The organism is Serpentinicella alkaliphila (genome assembly GCF_018141405.1).
In the GTDB taxonomy this organism is placed as follows: Bacteria; Bacillota; Clostridia; order Peptostreptococcales; family Natronincolaceae; genus Serpentinicella; species Serpentinicella alkaliphila.
Genome location: NZ_CP058648.1, coordinates 1,541,400 through 1,567,964 on the forward strand (window position 1 = coordinate 1,541,400; position 26,565 = coordinate 1,567,964).

Annotated in this window: 27 protein-coding genes; 24 read left to right on the forward strand and 3 right to left on the reverse strand. The window is 32.7% G+C overall.

Going from position 1 to position 26,565, the window contains the following annotated elements:
* The first annotated feature begins 29 nt into the window (after positions 1–29).
* Complete coding sequence (locus HZR23_RS07840) at positions 30–896, forward strand: deoxyribonuclease IV (RefSeq protein WP_132847514.1); 867 nt, start codon at positions 30–32, stop codon at positions 894–896.
* Positions 897–924: 28 nt separating this feature from the next.
* Here the strand turns inward: HZR23_RS07840 and HZR23_RS07845 are convergent, their stop codons facing one another.
* Complete coding sequence (locus HZR23_RS07845; RefSeq protein WP_132847513.1) at positions 925–1,881, reverse strand: hypothetical protein; 957 nt, start codon at positions 1,879–1,881, stop codon at positions 925–927.
* Between the two features lie 154 nt (positions 1,882–2,035).
* Here HZR23_RS07845 and HZR23_RS07850 point away from each other — a divergent pair, with 154 nt between their 5' ends.
* The 18 genes from HZR23_RS07850 (at position 2,036) to HZR23_RS07935 (ending at position 19,488) form a co-directional block, all read left to right on the forward strand.
* A complete protein-coding gene (locus HZR23_RS07850) occupies positions 2,036–2,644 on the forward strand; it encodes a hypothetical protein (protein ID WP_132847512.1) in 609 nt (202 codons plus the stop codon).
* A 126-nt stretch (positions 2,645–2,770) separates the two neighbouring features.
* The gene (acpS, locus tag HZR23_RS07855) at positions 2,771–3,139 is read left to right on the forward strand and encodes a holo-ACP synthase (protein WP_132847511.1); all 369 of its coding nucleotides are present in this window, start codon (positions 2,771–2,773) and stop codon (positions 3,137–3,139) included.
* A gap of 23 nt (positions 3,140–3,162) precedes the next feature.
* Positions 3,163–3,801, forward strand: a complete 639-nt coding sequence (locus HZR23_RS07860) for a LolA family protein (RefSeq protein WP_132847510.1) — start codon at positions 3,163–3,165, stop codon at positions 3,799–3,801.
* A gap of 14 nt (positions 3,802–3,815) precedes the next feature.
* Entirely contained in the window at positions 3,816–4,985 is a 1,170-nt protein-coding gene (gene alr, locus HZR23_RS07865; protein WP_132847509.1) for an alanine racemase, read from the forward strand.
* A gap of 149 nt (positions 4,986–5,134) precedes the next feature.
* Positions 5,135–5,434, forward strand: a complete 300-nt coding sequence (locus HZR23_RS07870) for a CopG family ribbon-helix-helix protein (RefSeq protein WP_330615942.1) — start codon at positions 5,135–5,137, stop codon at positions 5,432–5,434.
* Between the two features lies 1 nt (position 5,435).
* The gene (locus tag HZR23_RS07875; protein ID WP_132847507.1) at positions 5,436–5,786 is read left to right on the forward strand and encodes a type II toxin-antitoxin system PemK/MazF family toxin; all 351 of its coding nucleotides are present in this window, start codon (positions 5,436–5,438) and stop codon (positions 5,784–5,786) included.
* 145 nt (positions 5,787–5,931) lie between these two features.
* Entirely contained in the window at positions 5,932–6,405 is a 474-nt protein-coding gene (locus HZR23_RS07880; protein ID WP_132847506.1) for a hypothetical protein, read from the forward strand.
* A 191-nt stretch (positions 6,406–6,596) separates the two neighbouring features.
* Positions 6,597–8,753, forward strand: coding sequence for a DUF5693 family protein (locus HZR23_RS07885; protein ID WP_132847505.1), 2,157 nt, complete (start codon positions 6,597–6,599; stop codon positions 8,751–8,753).
* Positions 8,754–8,778: 25 nt separating this feature from the next.
* The gene (csaB, locus tag HZR23_RS07890) at positions 8,779–9,846 is read left to right on the forward strand and encodes a polysaccharide pyruvyl transferase CsaB (RefSeq protein WP_132847504.1); all 1,068 of its coding nucleotides are present in this window, start codon (positions 8,779–8,781) and stop codon (positions 9,844–9,846) included.
* A 2-nt stretch (positions 9,847–9,848) separates the two neighbouring features.
* Entirely contained in the window at positions 9,849–10,565 is a 717-nt protein-coding gene (locus HZR23_RS07895) for a WecB/TagA/CpsF family glycosyltransferase (RefSeq protein WP_132847503.1), read from the forward strand.
* 23 nt (positions 10,566–10,588) lie between these two features.
* Complete coding sequence (locus tag HZR23_RS07900) at positions 10,589–11,455, forward strand: YitT family protein (RefSeq protein WP_207667834.1); 867 nt, start codon at positions 10,589–10,591, stop codon at positions 11,453–11,455.
* A 12-nt stretch (positions 11,456–11,467) separates the two neighbouring features.
* Entirely contained in the window at positions 11,468–12,289 is an 822-nt protein-coding gene (locus HZR23_RS07905) for a transketolase (protein ID WP_132847501.1), read from the forward strand.
* 2 nt (positions 12,290–12,291) lie between these two features.
* Positions 12,292–13,239 carry a transketolase family protein gene (locus HZR23_RS07910; RefSeq protein ID WP_132847500.1) on the forward strand — a complete coding sequence of 316 codons (948 nt, stop codon included), beginning with the start codon at positions 12,292–12,294 and terminating at the stop codon, positions 13,237–13,239.
* Positions 13,240–13,372: 133 nt separating this feature from the next.
* Positions 13,373–14,071, forward strand: a complete 699-nt coding sequence (locus tag HZR23_RS07915; protein WP_132847499.1) for an SDR family NAD(P)-dependent oxidoreductase — start codon at positions 13,373–13,375, stop codon at positions 14,069–14,071.
* A 47-nt stretch (positions 14,072–14,118) separates the two neighbouring features.
* Positions 14,119–14,949: a peptidoglycan editing factor PgeF gene (gene pgeF, locus HZR23_RS07920; RefSeq protein ID WP_132847498.1), complete on the forward strand. Its 831-nt coding sequence runs from the start codon at positions 14,119–14,121 to the stop codon at positions 14,947–14,949.
* Positions 14,950–15,114: 165 nt separating this feature from the next.
* A complete protein-coding gene (locus HZR23_RS07925) occupies positions 15,115–15,606 on the forward strand; it encodes a protease complex subunit PrcB family protein (RefSeq protein ID WP_132847497.1) in 492 nt (163 codons plus the stop codon).
* 154 nt (positions 15,607–15,760) lie between these two features.
* Positions 15,761–16,993 carry a LysM peptidoglycan-binding domain-containing protein gene (locus HZR23_RS07930; RefSeq protein WP_132847496.1) on the forward strand — a complete coding sequence of 411 codons (1,233 nt, stop codon included), beginning with the start codon at positions 15,761–15,763 and terminating at the stop codon, positions 16,991–16,993.
* Positions 16,994–17,085: 92 nt separating this feature from the next.
* Positions 17,086–19,488, forward strand: a complete 2,403-nt coding sequence (locus HZR23_RS07935; RefSeq protein WP_132847495.1) for a Lon protease family protein — start codon at positions 17,086–17,088, stop codon at positions 19,486–19,488.
* Between the two features lie 55 nt (positions 19,489–19,543).
* Here the strand turns inward: HZR23_RS07935 and HZR23_RS07940 are convergent, their stop codons facing one another.
* A complete protein-coding gene (locus HZR23_RS07940; protein WP_132847494.1) occupies positions 19,544–20,482 on the reverse strand; it encodes a nitronate monooxygenase in 939 nt (312 codons plus the stop codon).
* Positions 20,483–20,497: 15 nt separating this feature from the next.
* Entirely contained in the window at positions 20,498–21,076 is a 579-nt protein-coding gene (locus HZR23_RS07945) for a 5-formyltetrahydrofolate cyclo-ligase (protein WP_132847493.1), read from the reverse strand.
* Positions 21,077–21,292: 216 nt separating this feature from the next.
* On the opposite strand from HZR23_RS07945, the gene ftsE reads away from it, so the two are divergent.
* The 5 genes from ftsE to HZR23_RS07970 all read left to right on the forward strand — a co-directional run bounded on the left by ftsE (position 21,293) and on the right by HZR23_RS07970 (position 26,530).
* Positions 21,293–21,979, forward strand: coding sequence for a cell division ATP-binding protein FtsE (gene ftsE / locus HZR23_RS07950; RefSeq protein ID WP_132847492.1), 687 nt, complete (start codon positions 21,293–21,295; stop codon positions 21,977–21,979).
* Positions 21,969–22,865 carry a permease-like cell division protein FtsX gene (gene ftsX, locus HZR23_RS07955; RefSeq protein WP_132847491.1) on the forward strand — a complete coding sequence of 299 codons (897 nt, stop codon included), beginning with the start codon at positions 21,969–21,971 and terminating at the stop codon, positions 22,863–22,865. Before ftsE ends, ftsX begins: the two co-directional genes overlap by 11 nt.
* A 22-nt stretch (positions 22,866–22,887) precedes the next feature.
* Positions 22,888–24,015, forward strand: a complete 1,128-nt coding sequence (locus HZR23_RS07960) for a murein hydrolase activator EnvC family protein (protein ID WP_132847490.1) — start codon at positions 22,888–22,890, stop codon at positions 24,013–24,015.
* 241 nt (positions 24,016–24,256) lie between these two features.
* On the forward strand, positions 24,257–24,778 hold the full coding sequence (gene nuoE / locus HZR23_RS07965) for an NADH-quinone oxidoreductase subunit NuoE (RefSeq protein WP_132847489.1): 522 nt from the start codon (positions 24,257–24,259) through the stop codon (positions 24,776–24,778).
* A 3-nt stretch (positions 24,779–24,781) separates the two neighbouring features.
* A complete protein-coding gene (locus HZR23_RS07970; protein WP_132847488.1) occupies positions 24,782–26,530 on the forward strand; it encodes an NADH-quinone oxidoreductase subunit NuoF in 1,749 nt (582 codons plus the stop codon).
* Positions 26,531–26,565 lie beyond the last annotated feature (35 nt).

Genomic DNA, 26,565 nt, shown 5'->3' on the forward strand with positions numbered 1-26,565 from the left:
TAAAGCTTAAAGGAAAGGAAAATCATTTTATGAAATTAGGATCACATGTTTCTATGGCAGGTAAGGGATTACTTTCAGCGGCTCAGGAAGCACACTCTTATGGAGCAAATACATTTATGGTGTATACCGGGGCTCCACAAAACACAATAAGAAAAAAGATTGAAGATTTATATATTGAGGAAGGCAAAGCATATATGCAAGAGCATGGTATTTCTGAAATTATTGTTCATGCACCATATATTATAAATCTTGCTTCTCCAGAGAAGCGTACCTTCAAATTGGCTGTAGATTTTCTGACTAGAGAAATTGAAAGAACAGAAGCAATAGGTTCAAAGCATATTATTCTTCATCCAGGGTCTCATGTAAAGACTGGAGAGGATGTAGGTTTAGCTAGGATAATTGAAGGATTGAATGAAGTCATTTACAAGGAGCAGAAGGTCAAAATAACGTTAGAGCTTATGGCTGGAAAAGGAACTGAATTAAACTATGATTTTAACCATACTGCAGCTATTTTTAATGGTGTAATACATGGGGATAAGCTAGCAGTATGCTTTGATACTTGTCATGTACATGATGCTGGTTATGATATTATAAATAATTTTGATGGTGTTTTAGAGGAATTTGATAAAATCGTTGGTTTAGACCGATTAGAGGTATTCCATATAAATGGGTCATTAAATCCCAGGGGAGCAAGAAAGGATCGTCATGCAAATATTGGGGCTGGTCTTGATAATCCAAAGGGCTTAGACCATATAGGATATGATGCTCTACATTATATAGTAAATCATGAATTTGTTAAAGATAAACCATGTATTCTAGAAACACCTTGGATAGATAAAAATACGAATTTGTATAAAGAAGAGATTGCAATGCTTAAAGCAGAAAAAAGTAAGTGATGTCAAGTAGTCACTTACTTTTTTAATGCTATTCTTTAATAACTGATTCAAAAACTTCTTCCATCAACTTTGTATTTTTTATTACAATGGATCCCTTTAGCTGTGTTAGATAGAAATCCTGTTTGTTTAACTCACCCTCCAAATCTTCTATGGAAAGCTCCATTTTCTGTATTACATCTTCAGCATCTCTTTCTAGAAGCTGATTTCTAACAGCATTTAACAATTCTTTTATCTTTGCAGTTTCTTGTAATGCTTCCTCGTAGTTATCCTCGTATGCTAAAAGAACAACCTGTCGGTTATGGGCAGTAATTTTAATTACTTCACTAGGTACTTTGTCTTTAAAATATCTTCTAAATTCAGCTAGTCTATAAGTTAATTCGTTAATAAGATTTAGTCCTGTTATTCTGTCTCTTTGTTGAATTGCTATAGTAGCCTCATCAAAAACGCTTTCATATCCCTTTACTTTTTCTTGATCAGCGTTAACTTTTTTAAGTTCCCTTTCAATTAAGTTCCATTTTGTATTTATTTCACTCATTCTTTTATTAATTTCAAACCATATGTCATCAATTGAGTTAGGAAGTACTTCGATATCAGCTGCATGACCTTCTATATCTTCAACAAATAAAGAGTGAACAAGAATACTATTTTGGAGGATATGCATATTAATATTTATATCTCTTTCGGCAGTTTCTTGTTTTTCATCAAGGGGCATATCTACATCAGATGTTTCTGTTACCTCAGCCTTTTTTTGCTCTTTTTCAGCTAAAGCTTTTTCAATACCAGGGACAGCATCTAAATCATAAATTAATTCCCTGAGCATATCCTCCGTTTCAACGAAGGCATCTGGAACCTCTGACATTTGGTTTTGGCTATTAGATGGATTTTTCTTATTTTCATCTTCAGTATTTCCTCTACAACCAAATAAACTGAAAACTAATAAAAACATAATTATAACTATTAATGTATTTGAATTGCTTTTTTTCATTTGTTATCACCTCCATTTTATTTTTTCCAGAATTACAAAAAAACATTACAAATAAATATTTTTTGTTTAGGACAATATGGTACTTTTGTCTTGAAGGATTATTGTGTTTTTTAACGAATATAATATGAATATTTTATGAACAGAGGAGATTATTATGTTTTTTAGAAGATCAATAGATATAGAATTAGATGAAAATATTATAAAGAAGAAAAAAATACCTATTTTGCTTAAAGATAAAACTTGGTTATATATACGAGACAATTGTAAAAATAGAGCTATGGATTCAATATCAAAGGAATTGGAAGTTATAATAAAGGAAGAGGCAAACCTTCAGAAACATATGAGAACAATGAAAGAAAAAAAGAGAGTTCTGATGAATAAGGTTATAAACCTATCAGACTTAGTAAATACCAAGGGTGAGGAACGATATATACCTGAGATAGAAAAGAGCAAAAGTGAAATTGAGCAAATCAATATAGAGATAGATCAAACATATGATATGCTTTTAGAGTTTCCAAAGAAAATTGAACAGGTAAATCTTCAGTTATTAAAGGAAACTGTAAAGGTTGCATATCAAAATGTTCAAACAAATCAAACTCAACTAAATAGCTTAGATAAGGAAATTTATGGTTTGAGAGAAAAACTAAATAAATTAAGAGAAGAAAAGGAAATAGTAGAAAAAAAAGTTGGAATTTTATATGGCTTCCTACATACTCTAGTAGGGGCTGATGAGATGGAGAAACTTGATATTAAAACCAAGTAAGATAGAGAGGATCAGTTTTTTAAAATACGGATCCCTCTTTTATTTTGCATAATGATACTATAAAAGAATAAAATAAAGTGGTATTATATAGTGAGATTTAACTTAAGGTTTAGAAGAGGTGGAATTGTGGTAAAGGGTTTAGGTGTTGATATTATAGAGATTAGAAGAATTGCAAATGCTATAGAAAAAAACCCCAAATTTCTAAAACGAGTGTTTAATGACACTGAATTAGAAAGTGTGTATAACAAAAGTGACAAATCAACAAGTCTTGCGGGATATTTTGCGGCTAAGGAAGCTGTAGCCAAATCCTTAGGAATAGGAATTAAAAGTATAAAGTGGACTGATATAGAAATAAAGAAAGATATACATGGAAAACCATATGTTAAATTGCATAATAATGCAGAGAAAATTGCATATAGTAAACATATATGTGAAATATTAATATCCATATCACATAGTAAAGAAAATGCTATTGCTCAAGCTATAGCTATATAAATATTTATCGAAGGGGGATAAATGTGAAAATCTGTAGAATGGTATTATGTGTTTTACTATGCTTAAGTCTATTAGTTGCATGCAATCAACCTACAGATAAAGAAGCTTATTATAAGATACAAAAGAAACTAGGAGAATTAGAGTCCTATGAATGTATTGCAAGAGTAAACGTAATTAATGATGATGAGGAAATTACAGAATACACGTATAAACAGATATTTAAGAAGCCGGATTCTTATCGATTAGAGGTTCTATACCCAGATTCCATTAAAGGAAATTTGATGGTATCTAATGGGAAAATAGCTTGGGTATACTCACCTTCAATAAATCATACTTACAAGATAGACTTCACACAAAAACAGCAAAATGAGTTATTATTTATAGGATATTTTATGAAAAATTATATAACTTCTAAAGAGTCTGAAATTAATAGTGAAACAAATAATAAAAGGCAGCTTATAGTTATTTCTACAGATATTCCAGGTGGGAACCAACATTTTTCTAAGCAGAAACTATGGTTCGATAGAAAAAGTCTACTCCCAACACAATTACAAATTTTAGACGGCCAAAACAAACCTGTTTTTAATGTCTATTATGAAGATTTTAATTACAATCCTAAACTAGAAGATAACATTTTTCATTTAAATACACAATCACAGTAATGGGGGATTAGAGAATGTTCACAAATAAACACTATTTGAGGCCAACATGGGCTGAAATTAATTTAGATAATCTTAAATATAATATAAAAGCTTTAAAGAAACTAATCGGAGATAAAACTGAAATATGTGCTGTCGTAAAAGCTGATGCATATGGACATGGTTCAACACATGTTGCAAAGGTTTTTGTTGAAAGTGGTATTAATATTCTTGCTGTTGCTACATTAACTGAAGCTATTGAGCTTAGAAAATCAGGCTGTGACGTTTCAATAATAATTTTAGGTTATACCCCTATAGATCAAGGGGATCTATTGCTAGAGTACGACATTATACAGACAATCTATAGCTATGATCAGGCCATTGCTTTCGCTAAAATAGCAAAGGAAATGAATAAAGAGCTGACTATTCATATTAAAGTTGATACAGGTATGTCTAGATTGGGTTTTCAAATATCAGATAAGGATGCTATAAAAAGTATTTTCAATATGGAGAATTTAAAGGTACAGGGCTTGTATACGCATTTTGCCCTTGCAGATGAAAGGGATAAGACCTTTACTTATGAGCAATTTAATCGCTTTAATAGTCTGGTAAATGAATTAGAAAGTGAAGGATATCAGATTCCTATTAAACATTGCTCAAATAGTGCTGCTGTTATTGATTTACCGGAGATGAATTTAGATATGGTTAGGGCAGGAATTATGCTATATGGGCTATATCCTTCGGATGAAGTAAATAAAGAAAGGATTAATCTAAAACCCGTGATGGCCCTTAAAACTACAGTTTCTCATGTTAAAACTGTGCAGATGAATCAAGGAGTTAGCTATGGACATAGATTTGTTACAAATAAGACTACTAAAATAGCAACTTTGCCTGTAGGCTATGCGGATGGGATATCAAGATTATTAACAAATAAAATGACTGTAACTTATAAGGGCACAGAACTTCCAGTTATAGGTACAATCTGTATGGACCAATGCATGGTTGATGCTTCCTCCGTAGACATTAAAGTAGGCGATGAAGTTATAATATTTAGTAATACTCAAAATGATGGACATATAGTAGATGATTTAGCTAAGCAGTTAGGGACAATTAACTATGAGATTATATGTATGCTAGGTACTAGAGTTCCGAGAGTATACTTGGAAGATAATAACGTTGTACATATAAGAGATATTTTGTTAAAATAAAATAAAGTTATATGTACTTTTTTTGTATAATTTAATAGGGTTATAGACAAAATTATAATAACCAATATATAGATGTACTATATTTATATATATAAATGTATGGTGTGGATATATAGACTATATATAGCAGATAATATAGCATTAAAATCATGAAATCATTTGGAGGTGCAAATATGGCTGACTCTAAGCGTATTATTATTAGTTTACCAGACGTATTGTTAAAAGAAGTAGATTTTATTGTTTCAATGGAAAAAACCAATAGGAGTGAGTTTATAAGGGAGGCAATGAAGCTATACATTAGGGAGAAAAACAAGATGAAATTAAGAGAGAAAATGAAAAAGGGCTATCAAGAAATGGCTGCTATTAATTTAACCTTGGCTGAAACTGGACTTAGTCTAGATGTTAACTCCTTAGAAAGCTACGAAGCTGAAATAGCGGAGTGTGAGTAAGGTGATTGTAAAAAGAGGAGATATTTTCTATGCTGATTTAAGTCCTGTTATTGGTTCTGAACAAGGTGGAGTAAGACCAGTATTGATAGTGCAAAATGACATTGGAAATAGGTATAGTCCTACTGTTATTATTACTGCAATAACCTCCCAAATTAACAAGGCAAAATTGCCAACTCATGTTGAAATTTCTGCTTCTGAATATGGATTGGTTAAGGATTCAGTTATTTTACTAGAACAAATCCGAACTATCGATAAGAGGCGCTTAGATGAAAAGATCGGTCACCTAGATGATGAAATGATGAAAAAGGTGAATGAGGCTTTATTAATTAGTTTTGGGCTAGTTGATGTTTAAAATGGGCTTAAGGTGTTACTTAGGTCTATTTTGTATTTTTTGAAAAATAGGAGTATTAATATGTTCTTTCTATAGTTAGATATATATGATATAATATTTGATAGTCAAAGTTAGAGGTACAACTATACTAATAGGGGGTTAACATATGGGCTTAAAAATGAAAAAGTCAGCGGTAATAGCTGTAATTACTACTAGTATTGTACTTGTTACACAATTTGTATATGCAAATACTAGAGAGCCAGGGTCTAGTGACGATCCTATCGTAACTATGTCATATGTAGAGCAAAGAATTGAGCAATTAAAGTTTTATGTAGACCAAAACAAATCAAATAATACAGGTGGTAGTTCAGCTCCAACTTTTGAAGTAGTTGAGCTTAAAGCTGGACAAAGTCTTATTGCCTCTGCTAGTACAGAAATTATACTAAGGGGTGGGACAGCCTTAGCAATTGATAGTCAATTAGGAGGTTTGTCTAATGTAACTGCCGCAAGAGATATTAGAAGAAATGAACAAATTCCTGCAAATCACCTAATAATTGTTCCGAGGGATGACGGTAGAGGTGTAAGGGCGTCAACTAATACAATTTTAATGGTACGTGGTGGATATATAATAAGTAATTAATAAACTAGGCGATACATATAGACTTCCAAACAATGAGGGAGTCTTTTATCTTTATTCGAGGGTTTAAGTGGGATAATTATCAATAGCAATAATTGATACCTATACAATTTATCAATAAAATAGTAAAATTTTATAGTAATACAAAAAATGAACTTAGACCATATAGAACTTCCAGTAAGGAGTGGGATTAGATGAAAAAGAACATAGTTTTAATAGCATTTCTTGTTATAAGTATTATAGTGTCAGGTATTGTTCTGACAGATCGTATACAGGTTGAATCAGAAAATAAATATGTAGATATTATTCTGGATTATAGAGAAATAGATGAATTAGCAAAGCAATCATCATATGATATCAGTTGGTGGCTTCAAAGCTTTAAGGAACTGGGGATTGAGTATGTAGCAATCAATGAGGAAACCATAGAATTATTAGAGCAACAAAATTACCCTATTGAATACATGTTAGGAAAAGATGCTATAAAAAATGCAAAGCTGGATCATCCTAATTTCAATATCCTAAAGAAGCATTTGGAAGATAACGAAGTTGGAGAATATGACTTAGTTGTACTTACACGATCTCAAGATATGTATGATTTTATTAAAGGTGGACTAGAAGGTAGATACACAGAGGATAAGTTTGATTTTGTAATAGGTGAGGGTAGCTACTTTGCGATATTGAAGGGTGGTATTAGTGAAGCCCTATATATAGAGAACATTCATTTAAAGGACGAGCAAGGCAAGGCTTATGCTGCTGGTACAAACTTCGAATCATCAAAATTAATTCGTGTTGGTTTAGGATTCAGTCAAGATAAAATAGACAAAGTTGAAGAGAGTGGACTTAAAGTATTAGCTAGACCTTTTAGCTTTTACGGATGGGTTGGAGAAAAGTATTTAGAAGCAGTAATAAAAGATTTAACAGATAATAATATGGTTCCTTCTATGTTAATATTTGGAGGTTCTGAAGTATTAGGTTATTCTCATAATTTAGATGTTATGAAAGACTTTATGGTGGAAAATAACATTAAACTTGGATTGATTGAAACCCCAGTTCAAAGAGGGCATATAGAACAAAGGGGGTTAGATTTACTAACCAGATCCTTAAACTATGAAGCTGTACGTATTTTCTCAATATTGCCATGGATGCAGGAACGTTTCCAATTTGCGAACTACTCTGGTGCAGAGGAAATAGAAAATATGATGTATAGAGCTGTTACTGAAAGGAATATTAGAACCATATATTTTAGACCATTTAAGAAAAATAAGGTGGAGTACGTAACTGATTTTAATGAATACGAGAAAATGTTTAATAGATTTGAGGGAAGAATAGGAACACATGGGATAGAATTAGGTATGACCCAAGCGATGAGACCAATTAGAGTAAGGCTCATCAAACAGACATTAATGGCCTGGGGAATTGTAGCAGCAGGAGTATTTCTTTTATCCTATTTATTTAAATTAAAGAATCGAGTAAAATATAGCCTATTTATATTGGGTATATTAGGAACACCATTAGCTTTTGTTATTAGGCCTTATTTAATGGAAAAGGTTATGGCTCTAGGTGCAGCCATTATATTCCCTTCCCTAGGTATGCTTTACTTTTGTCATGCTTGTTACAATTATTATGTAAGTGACAAAGAAATGAATTTAGGCAAAAAAATAGTTACTGCCATAAAGGATCTAATTATAGTATCAGCTATTTCAGGTATTGGAGCAATATTTGTTGCATCAATTTTATCAAATATTGAGTTTTTACTGGAGTTAGATATATTTAGAGGTGTAAAATTTAGTCAATTAACCCCTTTTCTAATATATGGCTTAATCTATTTTGCTTATTTTGGGTATAACTCAAAAGATATTAAAAATGAGCCATCTAAAGTTAAGATAAATGATATTAAGGCCCTGTTATTTGATAATATAAAGGTATTTCATGCAATAATTGGCGGTATTCTCTTAATTGTCGGATATATATATATTGCAAGAACAGGACATGAAACAAATATTCAACCTTCTGAATTTGAGTTGGTTTTAAGAAATATTTTAGAAGAAAATCTTTTAGCAAGACCGAGAACTAAAGAATTTTTAATTGCATTCCCAATATTGATGACAGGTATATTCTTTGCATTAGAGAAATATAAAGCTTTAATATTTATGACAGGGCTGTTAGCTGTTATAGGTCAAACCTCAATAGTAAACACTTTTAGTCACCTTAGAACCCCTGTATATTTATCTGTTATTAGGACTGTATATTCATTAGGTATTGGAATAGTTTTTGGTGCAATATATATTTTAGCATTTATACTTTTGTTAAAAATCGTAGACAAGATTAAAAAAATAAATCTATACGAATAGTTACTTGGTGAGCGAGGAGAACTAAATGAAAAACATTTTTATTTTTGGATACTATGGCTTTAAAAATACAGGGGATGAAGCAATATTAAGTGCACTTGTAGATAATATTAAAGATATTATGCCAGATGCAAACATCACTGCTTTAACCTACAATTCTGAACACACTGAGGAACTATTTCAAATTAGAGCGGTTAGTAGAAATCGTTTTACGGAAATAATTAATGCCATAAAAAATGCGGATGTTGTTATAAGTGGTGGGGGGTCTATACTCCAAGATGTTACTAGTAGTAGATCCCTATTATACTATTTATGGATAATTTGGACTGCAAAAAGATACGGAAAGAAAGTAATGTTTTATGGAAATGGATTTGGTCCGATAAATAGATTAATAAATCGTAGAATTATAAGATATTTAATCAATCAAGTTGATGTAATTACTGTAAGGGATTTCGAGTCCAAAGAGAGAATGCAGTCCTTAGGAATTAATAAAGAAATAACAGTTACAGCTGATGCGGTTTTTAGTTTAAGATTAGAGTTAGAATCCTTTCAAAAGCATGGGGATAAAAGAAAGATAGGAATTAGTTTAAGGGACTGGATGGGGAAGGAACGATACAAGGAGATTATTGCAAAAACTGCAGACTATCTAATTAAAAGGAATTTTGAAGTTATATTTATACCAATGCAGTTCCCAACGGATTTAAATATTTCTAGTGAAATCGAGGCCCTAATGACAGAGGTGCCAATATTAATACATGAAGAGATAAGTCCAAAAGAAATCCTTAAGATAATAAGTGAGTTAGACTTATTAATTGGAATGAGACTACATTCCCTAATTTTTGCAACCATAGTTGGAACCCCCGTAGTAGGCTTAGAATATGAGGCTAAAATTTCAAGTTATTTAAAGATTATTAACCAGCCTAGTGGTGGAAAAGTAGAAGAACTTGACCAAATACACTTATGGACAATTATTGACCAAGTTTTATTAAATGAAGATGAATATAAACAAAGGATATTATTAGCTAAAGAGCAACTAAAACAAAAAGCCTCAATAAATATAAATATATTAAAGGACTTTTTGCAGAAGGAGATTTAAGTATGAAAAAACAAGTTGATATATTAGGGGTACCTGTAGATATGGTATCAAGAAGTGAGGCCATCGAGGAAATCAAGAAACTAATAGAAACACCAGGATTAAGTAGTGTATTTACACCTAATCCAGAGATGATAATGCTAGCTCAAGAAGATGAGGAATTTTTGAGCATTTTAAAAAATGCAGATTTAGTTCTACCGGATGGAATAGGTCTACTTATAGCCTCTAAAATAAAAGGCCTAGGGTTAACTGAAAGAGTAACGGGTATAGATACAATGAATAGTTTACTTGAATATTGTGGAAGAGAAAGTAAGACAATATATCTATTAGGTGGAAAGCCTGGGGTACCGGATTTAGCATGCAAAAACATAGAAAATAGATTTACTGGTATAAAAATTGGCGGTTTTCATGACGGGTATTTCACCAAGGATGAAGAATCTGGAATTGTAAACGAAATTAATAGTATTAACCCAGATATTCTATTTGTCTGCTTAGGTGCACCAAAGCAAGAAAAGTGGATTTCTCAATACAAGCACTTATTGAAGTGTAATTTAGCAATGGGCGTTGGTGGAAGTGTAGATATTTATGCTGGAACTGCTAAAAGGGCACCAAAAATCTTTCAAAAACTAGGAATGGAGTGGTTCTATAGATTAGCTAAAGAGCCATGGAGATATAAACGTATGATGAGTCTACCTAGATTTATTTTAAAAATTTTAAAATAGATTTAGGGTAGGGAGGTTTAATCTTGAATAATAAAAAATATAATATTGTGGTGGATTATATTGGAATAACCTTTGGTTGTGCATTAATAGCTTTTGCATTAAACTTTTTTTTGAAGCCCCATACAATCGCTCCCGGTGGAGTTACTGGGCTAGCAATAATTATCGAAAAATTGACCGGTTTACCAATTGATATTACGAATTTAGTATTCAATATACCTTTATTTTTAATGGGTTCCGTAGTTTTAGGAAAGGCATTTGGATTTAAAACAGCCTTTGCTACAGTTACGCTATCAGGCTTTATTCGTCTTTTCATAATTATTTTTGGAAAAGGGGCAATGATTACACACGATTTACTTTTAGCTACAATCTATGGGGGGATAGTCCTCGGACTAGGTCTAGGAATAGTCTTTAGGTTTGGTGCGACTACTGGTGGTACAGATTTAGCAGGAGCAATTTTGAATAGACGTTTTCCATCTTTTAGTATAGCAAAAATAATGATGTTACTAGATTTAATGGTGGTTACTTTTGCTGGAATAGTAGATAGAAATATAGAAACTTCACTCTATTCTGTAATAGCCTTATACATATTAGTAAAACTTGCGGATTTTATAGTAGAAGGTCTTAATTATGCTAAAGCATTTTATATTATTTGTAATAATCCTCAGGAGGTTGGGGAAAAGATATTACAAGAACTAGGTAGAGGGGTTACTTCATTATATGGTCGTGGCCTTTATACAGGTAATAAACGGGACGTATTACTCTGTGTAGTTAACCGAGTTGAGGTTGCAAAGCTTAAACAACTAGTTTATGATATGGATGATAAAGCTTTTATTATGGTTACAACTGTTCACGAGGTTTTAGGTGAAGGGTTTAAAGAAATAAAAAAGTAGGAGGAGATAAGTTTGAACGAACAAGTAGTAGTACTACAAGAAAAGGCTAATATAATTAGAAAACATATTATTGAAATGCTACATGAGTCAGCCTCTGGGCATCCAGGAGGATCCCTTTCAGCTGCAGATATTTTAGCCGTACTTTATTTTGATGAAATGAAAGTTGATTCTAATAATCCAAAATGGGAAGATAGAGACCGCTTTGTATTATCCAAAGGCCATGCTGCACCTGTATTATATGCTACTTTAGCAGAAAAAGGTTTTTTCCAAAAAGAAGAGTTAATGAGACTTAGAAAAATAGACTCTATGTTGCAAGGACATCCAGATATGAAAGGTACTCCAGGTGTTGAAATGTCTACGGGATCCTTAGGTCAAGGTTTTTCTGCATCGATTGGAATGGCTTTATCTGCTAAATTAGATAAAAAAGAATTTAGAGTGTATACACTACTCGGTGACGGAGAATTACAAGAGGGAATAGTTTGGGAGGCCGCTATGGCTGCAGCTCACTATAAACTGGATAATCTTACAGCTATAGTAGACTATAATCAGCTCCAAATTGATGGTTTTAATAAAGATATAATGGGTGTAGACCCAGTTGGAGATAAATTTAAAGCCTTTGGATGGAATGTAATAGAAGTTGATGGACATTCAATTGAAGACTTATTAAATGCTCTTAAAGAGGCAAAAAAAGTGCTAGGTATGCCTACTGTACTTGTAGCGAAAACCGTAAAGGGTAAAGGTGTTTCCTTTATGGAAAATGCTGTTGATTGGCACGGGACTGCCCCAACATTAGAACACAAAACAAAAGCACTTATAGAATTAGGAGGTGAGTAGCTATGAGTAAAATTGCAACAAGGGATGCTTATGGGGAGGCACTAGTAGAATTAGGTGAAAAAAATGAAAGTGTTGTTGTTTTAGATGCTGATTTATCTAAATCTACTAAAACTGCAGGGTTTGCTAAAAAATATAAAGAGAGATTTTTTAATGTAGGGATAGCAGAGCAAAACTTAATCGGTATTTCTGCTGGTTTAGCTGCCGTCGGCAAGGTACCATTTGCTAGTACCTTTGCCATGTTTGCCACTGGTAGAGCCTTTGAAGTAATACGTAATTCTGTAGGCTACCCTAAACTAAATGTTAAAATATGTGCAACACATGCAGGTTTAACTGTTGGTGAAGACGGTGCGTCTCATCAATCTTTAGAGGATATTGCTTGTATGAGAGCTATACCAAATATGACAGTTATAGTACCTGCAGATGGAGTAGAGACAAAAATGGCGATTCATGCAATAGCTGATTATAACGGACCAGTATATGTTAGACTTGGTAGATCCGCAGTGCCTGTAATAAATGATGAAAGTACATATAAGTTTGAAATTGGAAAAGGAAGCTTACTTAAAGAGGGTTCGGAGGTAACAATAATAGCAACAGGTATAATGGTTAGCGAGGCTTTAGAAGCGAGTAAAGAGCTTGAAAGCAAAGGTGTTTCAGTAAGAGTAATAAATATTCATACTATAAAGCCAATCGATAAAGATATTATTATAAAAGCTGCACAAGAAACAGGTGCGATAGTTACGGCTGAAGAACATAATATTATAGGTGGTCTTGGTTCTGCAGTAGCTGAAGTAATTTCAGAAAACTATCCTGCTCTGTTAAAAAGAATAGGTACAAATGATACATTTGGGGAGTCTGGTAGTCCAAATGATTTACTAAAAAAATATGGTTTAACAAAAGACAATATTGTTAAAGCAGTAGAAGAGATAATTGTCAAAAAAGGAGTTAAATAATCAAATAAAAGAGGTAAAGCCTATATCCTTATCGTATATTAAGGATACAGGCTTTTTTATTTGCACTTAGGAATAAACAACTTCTAAATATAAATAATATTTAATAAAATAAAACTAAAAGGGGATTCTTAATATGAAGGCGATTATTATTGGAGCTAGTTCTGGTATTGGTAGAGAATTAGCTAAAATTTTATCTAAAAATAACTGTAGCGTAGGTTTAGCTGCTAGAAATATAGAAAAACTTGTAGAATTACAAAAAGAGCTACCTGGGTATTCCTATGTTAGGGCTATTGATGTTACACATAATTCAGATGCCAGAGAAAAGCTACACGAGCTTATTGACGAGCTAGGAGGATTAGACTTAATTGTTATAGGTTCAGGTGTTGGATATACAAGTCCGATTCCCGATAGCTGGGAGTGTGATAAAAAAGCAGTTGAAGTAAATGTTTGTGGGTTTATGGTTATAGCCGATGAAGCCTTGAAATATTTTATAAAGCAAGGATTTGGACATATTGTTGGTGTATCTTCTGTCATAAATGAACGAAGAAATGGCACTGCACCAGCATTTAATGCTTCAAAAGTTTTTGTTGCTAATTATCTGGAAGGTATTAGGCAAAAAGTAAATAGTATTGGTGCAAAAATATTTGTAACAGATATAAGACCTGGTTTGGTTAATAATGATGAAGTTGTAAAAAAAGATGGCCTGTTTTTAGGTATTCCACCTGAAAAAGCAGCTAGTCAGGTTTATAAAGCCATTGTTAAAAAGAAAAAGTATGTTTATATAACGAAAAGGTGGAGTTTTTTATCCTGGATGTTAAGACTATTTTCATAGATTTAGTTACATTTAATATAATATACGATTATTAAAAAGGAGAAAATATGAAGTTAAAGAGTGAAAAATTAACTATTGTACAAAAAGGGGAAGTAGTATACTTTACATTTCCTCATTTTGATAAGTATAACTTTGTGAAACATGGTTTCACTAGTAAAAAAGGTGGAGTAAGTGATGGTATTTATGAGTCATTGAACCTGAATTTTTCTGTCGGAGATGAGCACCATAATGTTATCGAAAATTATAAAATCATAGCTAAGGCTTTAAATATAAACTTTGAAAATCTGGTACTGTCCAATCAAATACATGAATCTGAAATTAAATGCGTTAATAAAAGCGATAGGGGAAAAGGGATAACTCAGAGTCGAGATTATGAAGGTGTTGATGGTTTAATTACAAATGAACCAGAAGTGGCGCTAGTCACATTATATGCAGACTGTGTTCCTTTATTTTTCTTAGACCCGGTTAAAAGAGTTGTTGGGTTAGCTCATGCAGGTTGGAAAGGTACTGTTAAGGAAATAGGACGAAAAATGGTAGATAGGTTAGTTAACCAATATGGAAGCAATAAAGAAGATATACTGGTAGGTATAGGACCATCTATTGGTGATTGTTGCTATGAAGTAGGAGAAGAGGTTGCACAACAGTTTAAAAGAATAAAAGCAAGTGGTAATAATGTTTTTAAAAAAGGTAATCTCAAATATATGTTAGACCTATGGTCTATAAACAAAGATATACTGATTCGATCTGGTATAAAAGAAAATAACATAGTTGTAACAGACATTTGTACTAATTGTAATAAAGACTATCTTTTTTCACATAGGGGTCATCATGGTAAAAGAGGAGGTATGGCCGCTATTATTCAGTTGGAAGTAGAATAGCCTCGTACGAAAGTTAGTCACGTATTTAACTTATATGAATAAACTGTTATAAAACAAACTATTCCTTCAACAATTTTGAAGCCGTTAATTTGAATATTTTCCTTCTACGGTGAATAAATATAATTATACAGGTACAAAGCATGCTGTATAAGGAGGGAATGGTAAATGAAAAAGAGATTTAATCATACAAAAAGATTGCCGACCTTACCTAAGATAAATTGGAAACTATTTGTCACATTCATAATACTTATTCTAACGGTTTCTTTGCTAATAAAATGTGTACCAAAGTATATTTCAGGTGGTGAAAGCAAAGTGGGCTATATAGTCTTAGATAAAAGTGAAGTACCTCAGAAAATTCAAGAAATACTGCCACGTTATAGAATGTTAGAAAGAGCCTTAGCAGCAAAAATCGAGGATGAAGTATATGTTATTGTAACAAGAGGGGAAAAATTAACAGCAGGCTACGCAGTAGATATAAAAAATATTCAAGTTCTTAAAGACAATGAAGATGAGAAACTTGTAGTTCAGGTATTATTTAAAGACCCTGACCCTGATGCATTAGTAGCGCAGGTACTGAGTTATCCATTTGTGGTAGCGAAAACAAACCTGAAAGATTTACCAAAAAAAATCGATTTAGAAGTTAAATATGGCGAATAGTTCAAATGAGCGGGATGGGAACCTGCTCTTTCTTTATGTGTTTTGTTAATTTTAAAATACCCATAATTTACTTAAAGGAAAACGAGTGTTGTCTCCGTATTATTTATATAAGGCTAATAGAAACTTAGTTGATAACTATAAGGAGGAGACAGAAATGAACTCAAGGATAAAGAAAGTAATTATCGGTACCACTATTGCTTCAAGTATATTTTCCTTTACAATAAGTAATTCATTTGCAAATTTTACACAACACAAGGTAGTGGCCGGTGACACCTTGTGGAAAATATCTCAACAATATGAAACTTCACTAGATGAACTATACAAAATTAATCCAAAGTTTGTATCTAATAGCAGTTTACTAGTAGGAGATGTTGTAAATGTTCCATCAAAGGTTGTTACTTATACAGTAAAAACAGGGGATACACCATGGACTATTAGTAATAGCTTTGATATAACACTACAACAATTTATGTCATTTAATAACTTAAAAGATGGACAACATATTTATCCAGGGGATAGGGTAATTATTCCTCAGAAGATTAGTAGTAATCAAAACAATAATTCAAATACCCAATCAAATATAAATTATACTGTAAAAAGTGGAGATACACCCTGGACTATTAGTAATGCTTATAAAATATCAATGAATGACCTATTGTCTTTTAATGGTTTAACACAAAAAGATTTTGTTTATCCAGGTCAGGTTTTGAAAATACCTTCACAAACTCAACAATCACAGGTCCAAAATCCACCTATACAACATAATCCTACTATGCCGCCACCAAATACCTCTACACCACAAAAGACTTTTATTACACATACGGTTGTAAGTGGGGATGATTTATGGAAAATTTCTATTCGATATGGGATACCTTTTTCTGAATTATTACAAGTGAACGGGTTTAAAGAAAATCATATAGTATACATTGGGGATAAAATAAATATACCTGTATATAATATACCAGTAAAACCTACAAAAGGTGCCCAGTTTGGAGAATTACTGGACTGGTGGACTGAAGCACAATATGTTGTTCCGATTAATAAAACATTCAAAATTATTGATTTTAACACAGGTAAAGAGTGGTTTGCAAAAAGGACTATAGGGGCTAACCATGCGGACTGTGAACCCCTAACAGCTAAGGACGCAGCAATAATGAAGGAAGTTTGGGGTGGAAACTTTAGTTGGGCAAGAAGACCAGTCATTATAGAAGTTGACGGTAGAAGATTAGCAGCATCGGCTAGTTCTCTCCCTCATGATATACAATATATTACAAATAATAATTTCAATGGTCATTTTGACCTTTACTTCCTAAATAGCACAAGACACGTTGATGGAAAGGGAGACCCTGAGCATCAAAAAAATTTACTTATGGCTGCTGGGAATTAAAAAAAAGTAGAAAAATGCCAATAATTAATGGCATTTTTTTTATTTTTGAAATAGAATTGATATAAGGGAAAAAATTAAAAAGGCGGGATTATATGAATAAGTTTAGACTAGAAGAAAACCAGTTAACAAGTTCTTGTCCAGTTAGTTCTTTTGATTTTAAAACAACAGCAGACTTAGAACCTCTAAATGGAATTATAGGTCAAGATAGGGCTGTAGATGCATTACAGTTTGGTTTGAGTATTGATAAAAAAGGATATAATATATACATTTCTGGATTAACTGGTACAGGTAGGAGTAGTTATGCAAAATCAATTACCCAAAGTAGAGCAGAACAAGTTGAAATACCAAGTGATTACATTTATGTATGTAATTTCAAACAACCGGATAAACCCTATGCAATAAGAATGCGAACAGGTCAAGGGGCTTCCTTTAAGAACGATTTAGAATTAGCAATTGAACAACTTGGGGAAGAGATACCAGATAAATTTGAAGGTACAGAGTATGAAACAAATAAAGCGAATATATTTAAGCACTATCAGTCTCAAATAATGGAGTTGAAGAGAAAACTTAATGAAATTGCAATGAGTTATAGATTTGTCTTTAAGGAAACCGAACAAGGTCTAGTAACTTTACCTTTAAAAGATAACAAAATTATGACTCAAGAGGATTATAATAGCTTAACCCATGAAGAAATAGAAGAATTGAAAAGTAATTCTGAAAAATTAAATATCATTACAATAGATTTCCTAACTCAGTTAAGAAATATAGAAGAAGAGTCAAAGGCTACTATTCAAGCCTTAGATGAGAACATAGGTAGAGATGTTGTTAATATAAAAATAGAACATTTAGTGAATAAGTATAAAGATAATGAATCGATTGTTAAATATTTACAAGAACTTACGGAAGATATAATTAATCATATTAATTACTTTAAATATGACAATGAAAAAACTGATGCTGAAAAGTTAATGCTACAAATAAAAAAAGAGGAAGAATTTTTTAGTAGATATAAAGTGAATTTATTTGTAAACAATGATGAGCTAAAGCATGCTCCAATTATTTATGAAACAAACCCTACGTACTATAATTTATTTGGATCAATAGAATATAGAAATGAAATGGGTGTTCTTAGAACTGATTTTACTCAAATAAAGCCAGGATCTATCCATATGGCAAATGGAGGATTTTTAGTTATACAGATAAAGGATATTTTATCCCAGCCATATTCATGGGAAACTTTAAAGCGTGTATTAATAACAGGGATGTCAAATATTGAAAACATAAATAGTAAGGGAGGTTACGTTGTAACCTCAACATTAAAGCCTCAGTCTATTCCTATTAAACTTAAAGTTATACTAGTCGGGGATGCCTATATTTATCAGATGCTATATAATTTAGATGAGGATTATAGAAAGTTATTTAAAATAATGGCGGATTTCGATGTAGAAATGGACAGAAATGATGAGAATATATTGAAGATGGCTCAATTTATAGCTACCCATTGTAAGGAAGTTAATTTATTAGAATTCGATAAAAGTGCTATCTGTAAGGTCATAGAATTCAGTTCAAGATTAGCAGGTCATAAAAATAAATTAAGTTCACAATTTAATCAAATTGTAGAAATTCTTTATGAAGCAGATGCTTGGGCAAAACTAGAAAATGCTAAAATAATAACAGAGAAATATGTACAGAAGGCAATAAAGCAAAAAGTATATAGAAATAGTAAATATGAAGAAAAATTAAACGAAATGTATGAAGAGGAAACTCTACTTATTGATGTGGAAGGCCAAAAAATTGGTCAAATAAATGGTTTAGCGGTTATGGGAACTGGTCAACATCAATTTGGTAAACCAAACAGAATCACTGTATCTACCTACAAGGGTAAGGCGGGTATAATAAGTATTGAGCGAGAAGTAGAGAAAAGTGGTAGCATTCATGATAAGGGAGTATTAATTTTAAGTGGCTATTTAGGTCAAAAATATGCCCAGGAAGAGGCATTGTCTTTAACTGTAAGTATTAGCTTTGAGCAAAATTATTCTTTAATTGACGGTGATAGTGCTTCAAGTACTGAACTTTATGCAATACTATCCAGTATAGCTCAGGTCCCTATAGATCAAGGCATAGCTGTTACTGGTTCAATTAACCAAAAGGGGGAAATCCAACCGATTGGTGGAGTAAACGAAAAAATAGAGGGCTTCTTTGATATTTGCAAAATAAAGGGATTTAATGGTAAGCAGGGAGTTATTATACCTAAACAGAATGTAAGTAATTTAATGCTTAAGGAAGAGGTTATAGACGCCGTACGTAAGGGTGAGTTCCATATTTATGCTGTAGGGCATGTAGATGAAGGCATTGAGATATTAACAAAAATGCCAGCTGGAGAAAAGAATAAAAGAGGTCAATATCCAAAAGGTACATTAAATTATTTAATTCAAAAAAGATTAAAAAATCTTGTAAAAACAAATAAGAAAGAAGAAGAAAAAGAAATTGATTAAGAACTAAGAAATCCCCCTTCTGATTATTAATTCATTGTAGAAGGGGGATTAATATTTATAAAAATTTCACGGCATTTTTTAAGGTATCTTTAGTTTCTTGGATTAATTCATCGACTATATCCTTTGAGGACTGTATCCTATTGAGAGGAACTACACTTTGGCCAACAATAACAAAACCATTTTCAATATCGCCTTCAACGACAGCTTTTTTATAAGTACCCATGGCAATTTTATGAAGCTCATCGGCTGAGGCCCCAGAAAATTCATTTTTTATATACTCATCAGAGAAAGTATTTTTTAAACCCCTAACTCCATGACCAGTAGAATATCCTGTTATAACACTGTCTGTATCTTGAGCCTCTATAATTCTATTTTTATAATTATTATGTATTTGACATTCTTCTGCAAGTAAAAATCTAGAGCCGATTTGTACTCCTTCAGCACCCATTAAAAGGGCCGCAGCAATTCCTCTTCCATCCGCAATGCCTCCTGCAATTATGACGGGGATACTTATGTTTGGAATAACATTAGTCATATGAGCCATAGTCGCAATATGACCAATATGACCACCGGCTTCCATACCCTCTAGTATTACAGCATCAGCTCCGGCCTCCTCAACTCGTTTTGCGAGTTTAAGATTAGGTACTACAGGCAAAACTTTAATTCCGTATTCCTTCAACTTTTTAATATGGGGAACAGGATTACCGGCACCAAATGTAACGAAACTGATTTTTTCTCTGCAAACAAGATCTACCATTTCCTCATTAGTGCTATCTAATACCACGATATTTACCCCAAAAGGCTTATTGGTTAATTCTCTAGTTTTTCTAATTTCATCATCTAGCCACGATGCATCTCTGCCACCGGTAGCAATGACTCCTGCCCCACCTGCATTTGAAACAGCACTTACTAATTGACTTTCTGAAATCCAAGCCATAGCCCCTTGTAATATAGGTAAGTCTATATTTAATAACTTAGTTAATCTAGTTTTCATTAGACCCATCCCCTCCTAATTATCTAAATTACATTTAATAGTTCGATTCTCAGTTATTATATATTCAACTGGCATATCGTAAGTTTCGGAGGGAACAAAATCAATAATTTGTAAATCAAAGGCTATTGAAGCCTTAGGTACATTGTTTGGAACTTGAGGCAGGAACCTATCATAATATCCTGCACCATAGCCTATGCGATAGCCTCTAGGGTCGAAGGCTACGCCAGGAACAATAATTAAATCCAGTTCATGTGGTGAAAAAGGTCTTAAACAGTTCTTTTTAGGTTCTAGAACCCCAAAGTTACCAATTTCTAAATCCCCTTCTATGCTTAGTAATTCAGATACGATTAATTCCTTTGTTTCAGAAATAGTAACAGGTATAAACACCCGTTTGTTAGCCTGGAATAAATCTTCAATAATTGGTTTAGTCAAAACTTCATTGTTAAATGAAATATAGAGCATAACATTACTAGCATTTTTATAAATGTCTATTTCCTTTAATTTGCGAAATATAATATTACTCTTTTCGATGATTTCAATTTCTGTTAGATTACTTCTATTATTAATAATTTTATTTCTAATCTCCTTTTTCAAAGTATCCCTCCATCTAAAAATTATTACAAAAACATTTTAACAGAATTATGGAAATCATTCCAATTAGAATTAGTCATAATGTATTGCTATAATAAATAAAGAAGAGTTTTCAAGAAATGTCTATACAAATAGGCACAAAATACTAATATTTTATAAACTTTTTTGCAGGAAATCTTGGTTTAGTGTCGAAATGTTAAAGGGCAGGAGTTGATTAAATTGATAGAGTTTCAAAATGTAACGAAAATTTATGATAAGGGTGTACAAGCCTTAACTAATGTAAACTTAAAAATTGAAAAAGGTGAATTTATATTCTTAGTGGGTGCCAGTGGCGCTGGAAAATCTACATTTATAAAGCTATTATTAAAAGAACAGGATCCCACAAATGGAAAAATATATGTTGGGGGACAGGATATAAGTGAAATCTCAAGACGTAAAATACCATTCTTTAGAAGAAGTATAAGTGTCATTTTTCAGGACTTTAGACTGTTACCAAATAAAACAGTATTTGAAAATGTAGCCTTTGCTATGGAAGTTATAGAGGCTTCTTCAAAAGAAATAAGACGACAGGTTCCAATGATATTGAGTATGGTTGGATTAAGTGAAAGGGCTTCGCAGTATCCCCACGAGCTTTCCGGTGGAGAAAGACAAAGGGTATCAATAGCAAGAGCAATAGTAAATAATCCATCAATCTTAATAGCAGATGAGCCTACTGGTAATTTGGATCCTGAGACTGCTTGGGAAATAATGAAAGTTCTTAAAAGCATCAGCCGTAGAGGAACAACCATTATAATGGCAACCCATGCTAAGGATATTGTAGATGTAATGCAACAGAGAGTTGTAGCCCTAGAAAAAGGACGAATCGTAAGAGACGAACAGAGAGGGGCATATGATTATGAAAATTAAAACCTTTAGGTATATGTTTAAGCAGGGTATTATTGGTATTTGGCGTAACCGTGGCATGAGCCTAGCCTCAGTTACTACTGTGGCAGCTTCATTAATGATTTTAGGGGTTATTATTACACTTGTACTTAATATTAACGGAGTAGCCTTTATGCTACAGAATCAATTTGATACTATTCAAGTATATCTGGAAGATGAGATACCTGTAGAACAGATTACAAGTATTGGAGTCGAAATAGGAAAGATTGAAGGTATTGCGAATATTGAATTCGTTTCTAAGGAGCAGGCTTTACAAACCTTTAAAAATGGATGGGGTGAGCAGGGGTATCTTTTAGAATCCTTAGAAAGCAACCCACTTCCTAACTCATATGTAATTCATTTAGAAAAAATTGAAAATGCAGATATGGTGGTTAGTGAACTATCAAAGCTTTCTGGAATAGATGAAGTTAAGTATTACAAGGATATTATTGATAACCTTCTAAGGATAGCTCAGTATATTAGAAGATTTGGATGGGCTTTAATTTCTATTTTGATTGTAATTGCAATGTTTATTATTTCAAATACAATTAAATTAACGCTGAATGCTAGAAGGCAAGAAGTAAATATTATGAAGTATGTAGGTGCAACAAACTGGTTTATACGTTGGCCATTTATAATTGAAGGAATAATATTAGGATTTATAGGTGCCTTAGTTTCTACAGTTATAATTAATTTTACTTATCAGTCAGCCTTTGAGCTAATTACTACGAGGGTTTATGTTATTTTAAGTAGCTATATGATTTTACCAACGGATATGTTACCAAGAGTTATAGTTATGTTTACAGTGATAGGCTGTGGTGTAGGTGCATTGGGCAGTATTATTTCTTTAAGAAAACATCTAAAGGTTTAAAAGTGTACTTGGGGGGGCGCAAATGAAGAAAAAATCAATATTAATTTTATTAGTTCTATTTATGGCAATGTCTACATTCTCTGTTTTTGGAAATTCTGATGCAAACAGAATTAATAATCAATTAAGAGATATTGGTTCTCAACAGAAAAATTTAAATAACGCTTTAAATCAAAATAAAAAGAAAGAACAAAGTGTTGCCCAACAGCTACAAGCTATAGAGAATCAAATTTTAAGGACAGAAGACGAAATATCAAAAATACAAATTGATATTAAGACAACGGAGAGAAATGTTCAACAGACTCTTGAAAAACTCATTGCAGCAGAGTCTCATATTGACAATAAAAACGATTTGTTAGGTGATAGAATAAATGTTATGTACAGAAATGGTAATATAGGTTATGCAGAAGTAGTTTTAAGCTCAAAGGACTTCACAGAATTACTTACAAACCTAGATATGGTAAAAAGAATTGTACAACATGATGTTGATTTATTAAAGCAGTTAAAAGAACAGAGAGATGCAATAGAGGATAAAAAGACTCAGCTTGAAAACCATAGAAGTAAGTTGGTAATTTTAAAAAGTAGTGTAGAAGAAAAAAGAAAAAGCCTTCAGGTTAGCCGTGGTGAACAAGAACGGTTAAGAAAAGCACTACAAAATGATAGAGCAGAAATTACTAGACAACTTGATGCTTTAGAGAGAGAAGCGAAACTACTAGAGGATCAATTAAGAAAGCTTCAGTCTAGTGGTGCTTATGTTGGGGGACAAATGCAATGGCCTGTTCCTGGCTACTCAAGAATATCTTCTCCATATGGTAACAGAATTCATCCGATTTTACGTGTAAGCAGATTCCACTCAGGTATAGACGTACCTGCTCCATCAGGAGTTACTGTGGTAGCTGCGGCCCAAGGTAGAGTAGTATTAGCCGGAGACCAGGGTGGATATGGAAGAACAGTAATTATAGACCATGGGGGTGGAATTATGACTCTATATGCCCATAACTCCAGATTAAATGTTTCTGTAGGACAACAAGTAACTAGAGGGCAAAAGATTGCTGCCATAGGTAGTACTGGAATGTCAACAGGGCCACATCTGCATTTTGAAGTTAGGGTTAACGGAAAAACCGTAGATCCATTATCGCGTGTAAGACGATAAAATAGTATGTATAAAATAACCAAGAAAGAGTTATCTTTCTTGGTTTTATCTTTAAGCAATAATAAAAAAACTAATAGTAAATTGCTTAAGGTAATATTGGTAACAAATTGAGTGCTAATTATTAGAAATATATAATATTCTACTTGTTTTTTAAAATAAAGAAATATAAAATAAAATGAAGGCTTTAGGGTTTACTTTAATGTAGCGGCTAAGTATTAATTTTATAGAGGGGGGCATTAAAATGTCTTGTTGCAGAGAAAATGACGACAAAATTGACAGAATAGTTAAAAAATTTGCCAATAAACCTGGTAGCACCATAAGTATACTACAGGAAATTCAAGAACTTTATAATTATTTACCTAAGGATGTATTAGCCAAAGTGGCAGAAAAGACAAATATCAATCCTGCTAAAATATATGGTGTAGCAACATTCTACAAGCAATTTCGTTTAAATCCGATTGGTAAGTATCTTATCCTTCTTTGTCAGGGAACTGCCTGCCATGTAAATGGTTCAAAGAAAATAGAGGCAGGAATATATGAAGAACTTAAGATAAAAGATGGGGAAACAACAGAAGATGGTATATTTACTTTAAATAACGTTGCATGTCTTGGATGTTGTAGTTTATCACCTGTAATGATGATTAATGATGAAACATTTGGAAACTTAACTACAGAGAGACTTGTTGAAATTATAAATGAAATAAAAGCTAAGGAATTAAAGACTGAGGTAGTAAAAAGTGAAGAAAGTAGACAGGTGGTGTAAAGAATGAAGATAGTTGTTGGACTAGGTAGCTGTGGTATTGCAGCTGGGGCACAAAAGGTTTACGATGAAATTAAAAATCAACTGAAGGCACGAGGCGTTGACAATAAAATCGAGCCTGTAGGATGTAATGGTATGTGCTATTTAGAGCCTATTGTAGAGTTTATACATGAGGATGGAAAAAAACATACCTATACAAAAGTTACTACAAGTGCTATTGAAGAAATTTTAGATGGAATTTTTCAAGGACAGCCCTGTGAGAAGCATCTTATAGATGCTAAACAAGGGGATAAATTATATAAGCAAAATAGGATTGCATTAAAGAATTGTGGTGTAATTAATCCAGAAAATATTAATGAATATATAGAAAATAAGGGATATGAGGCTATAAAAAAATGCGTAAAGGAATTAACACCTATACAAGTAATTGAGGAAATTAAAACTTCTAATATTAGGGGTAGAGGTGGGGCAGGTTTCCCAACATGGTTTAAATGGAACGTTGCTATGAAAAATAAAGAGGATCAAAAATATATAATATGTAACGCGGATGAGGGGGACCCAGGTGCATTTATGGATAGAAGTATACTAGAAGGTGACCCCCACGCTGTTATAGAGGGAATGATGATTGCTGGTTATGCCATTGGGGCACAAGAAGGAGTTATATACGTAAGGGCAGAGTACCCTTTAGCTATTGTAAGACTTCAGAAAGCTATTGATCAGGCGAGAGAGTTAAATTTACTTGGTGTAAATATTTTTAATAGCAGCTTTAAATTTGATCTAAAGATTAAGGCTGGAGCTGGGGCATTTGTATGTGGAGAGGAAACAGCTCTAATTGCTTCAGTAGAAGGGGAAAGGGGTATGCCACGTATTAAACCACCTTTTCCAGCAGAAAAAGGTCTATGGCAAAAACCTACTAACATTAATAACGTAGAAACACTCGCTAATATACCTTGGATCATTAACGAAGGCGGAAAGGCATTTGCTGACATAGGAATGGCAAATAGTCAGGGCACGAAAGTATTTGCTCTTACTGGGAAGATAAAAGATGGTGGTTTAGTTGAAGTGCCAATGGGAACTTCTATTAGGGAAGTTATTTATGATATTGGCGGTGGAATTAGGGATGATAAAGAGTGTAAAGCAGTACAATTAGGTGGACCATCTGGTGGGTGCGTGCCTAAAGAATTACTGGATACTTTAGTTGATTATGAGGCTATTACGAAAACCGGCGCTATAATGGGGTCAGGCGGTATGGTAGTAATGGATGATACTACATGTATGGTTGATATGGCTAAGTTCTTCCTGGATTTTACCTGTAAAGAGTCCTGTGGAAAATGTATTCACTGCCGTCTAGGGACAAAAAGAATGCTTGAAATACTAGACCGTATTACAGATGGAAAGGGACAACCAGGGGATATTGAGCTACTTGAGGATTTAGGAAATGGAATAAAAGAAGGTTCTTTATGTGGTTTAGGACAAACTGCTCCGAATCCAGTATTAAGTACTATTAAATATTTTAGAAATGAATATGAGAAACATATAGTAGATAAAACCTGTCCTGCAAAGCAGTGTAAAGCTCTTTTAACTTATGAAGTGATTCAAGAAAAATGTATAAAATGTGGACTATGTTTTAGAAATTGTAGCGTAAAGGCTATCGCTAGGGATGAGAATAAAACTTATACAGTCCAGCATGAAGATTGTATAAAATGTGGAGTATGTGTGGATGTTTGCCCTGTTGGAGCAGTATCAGTTAATTAATATATAAATAAACTTTTAGTTGAGGGGAATGCTTA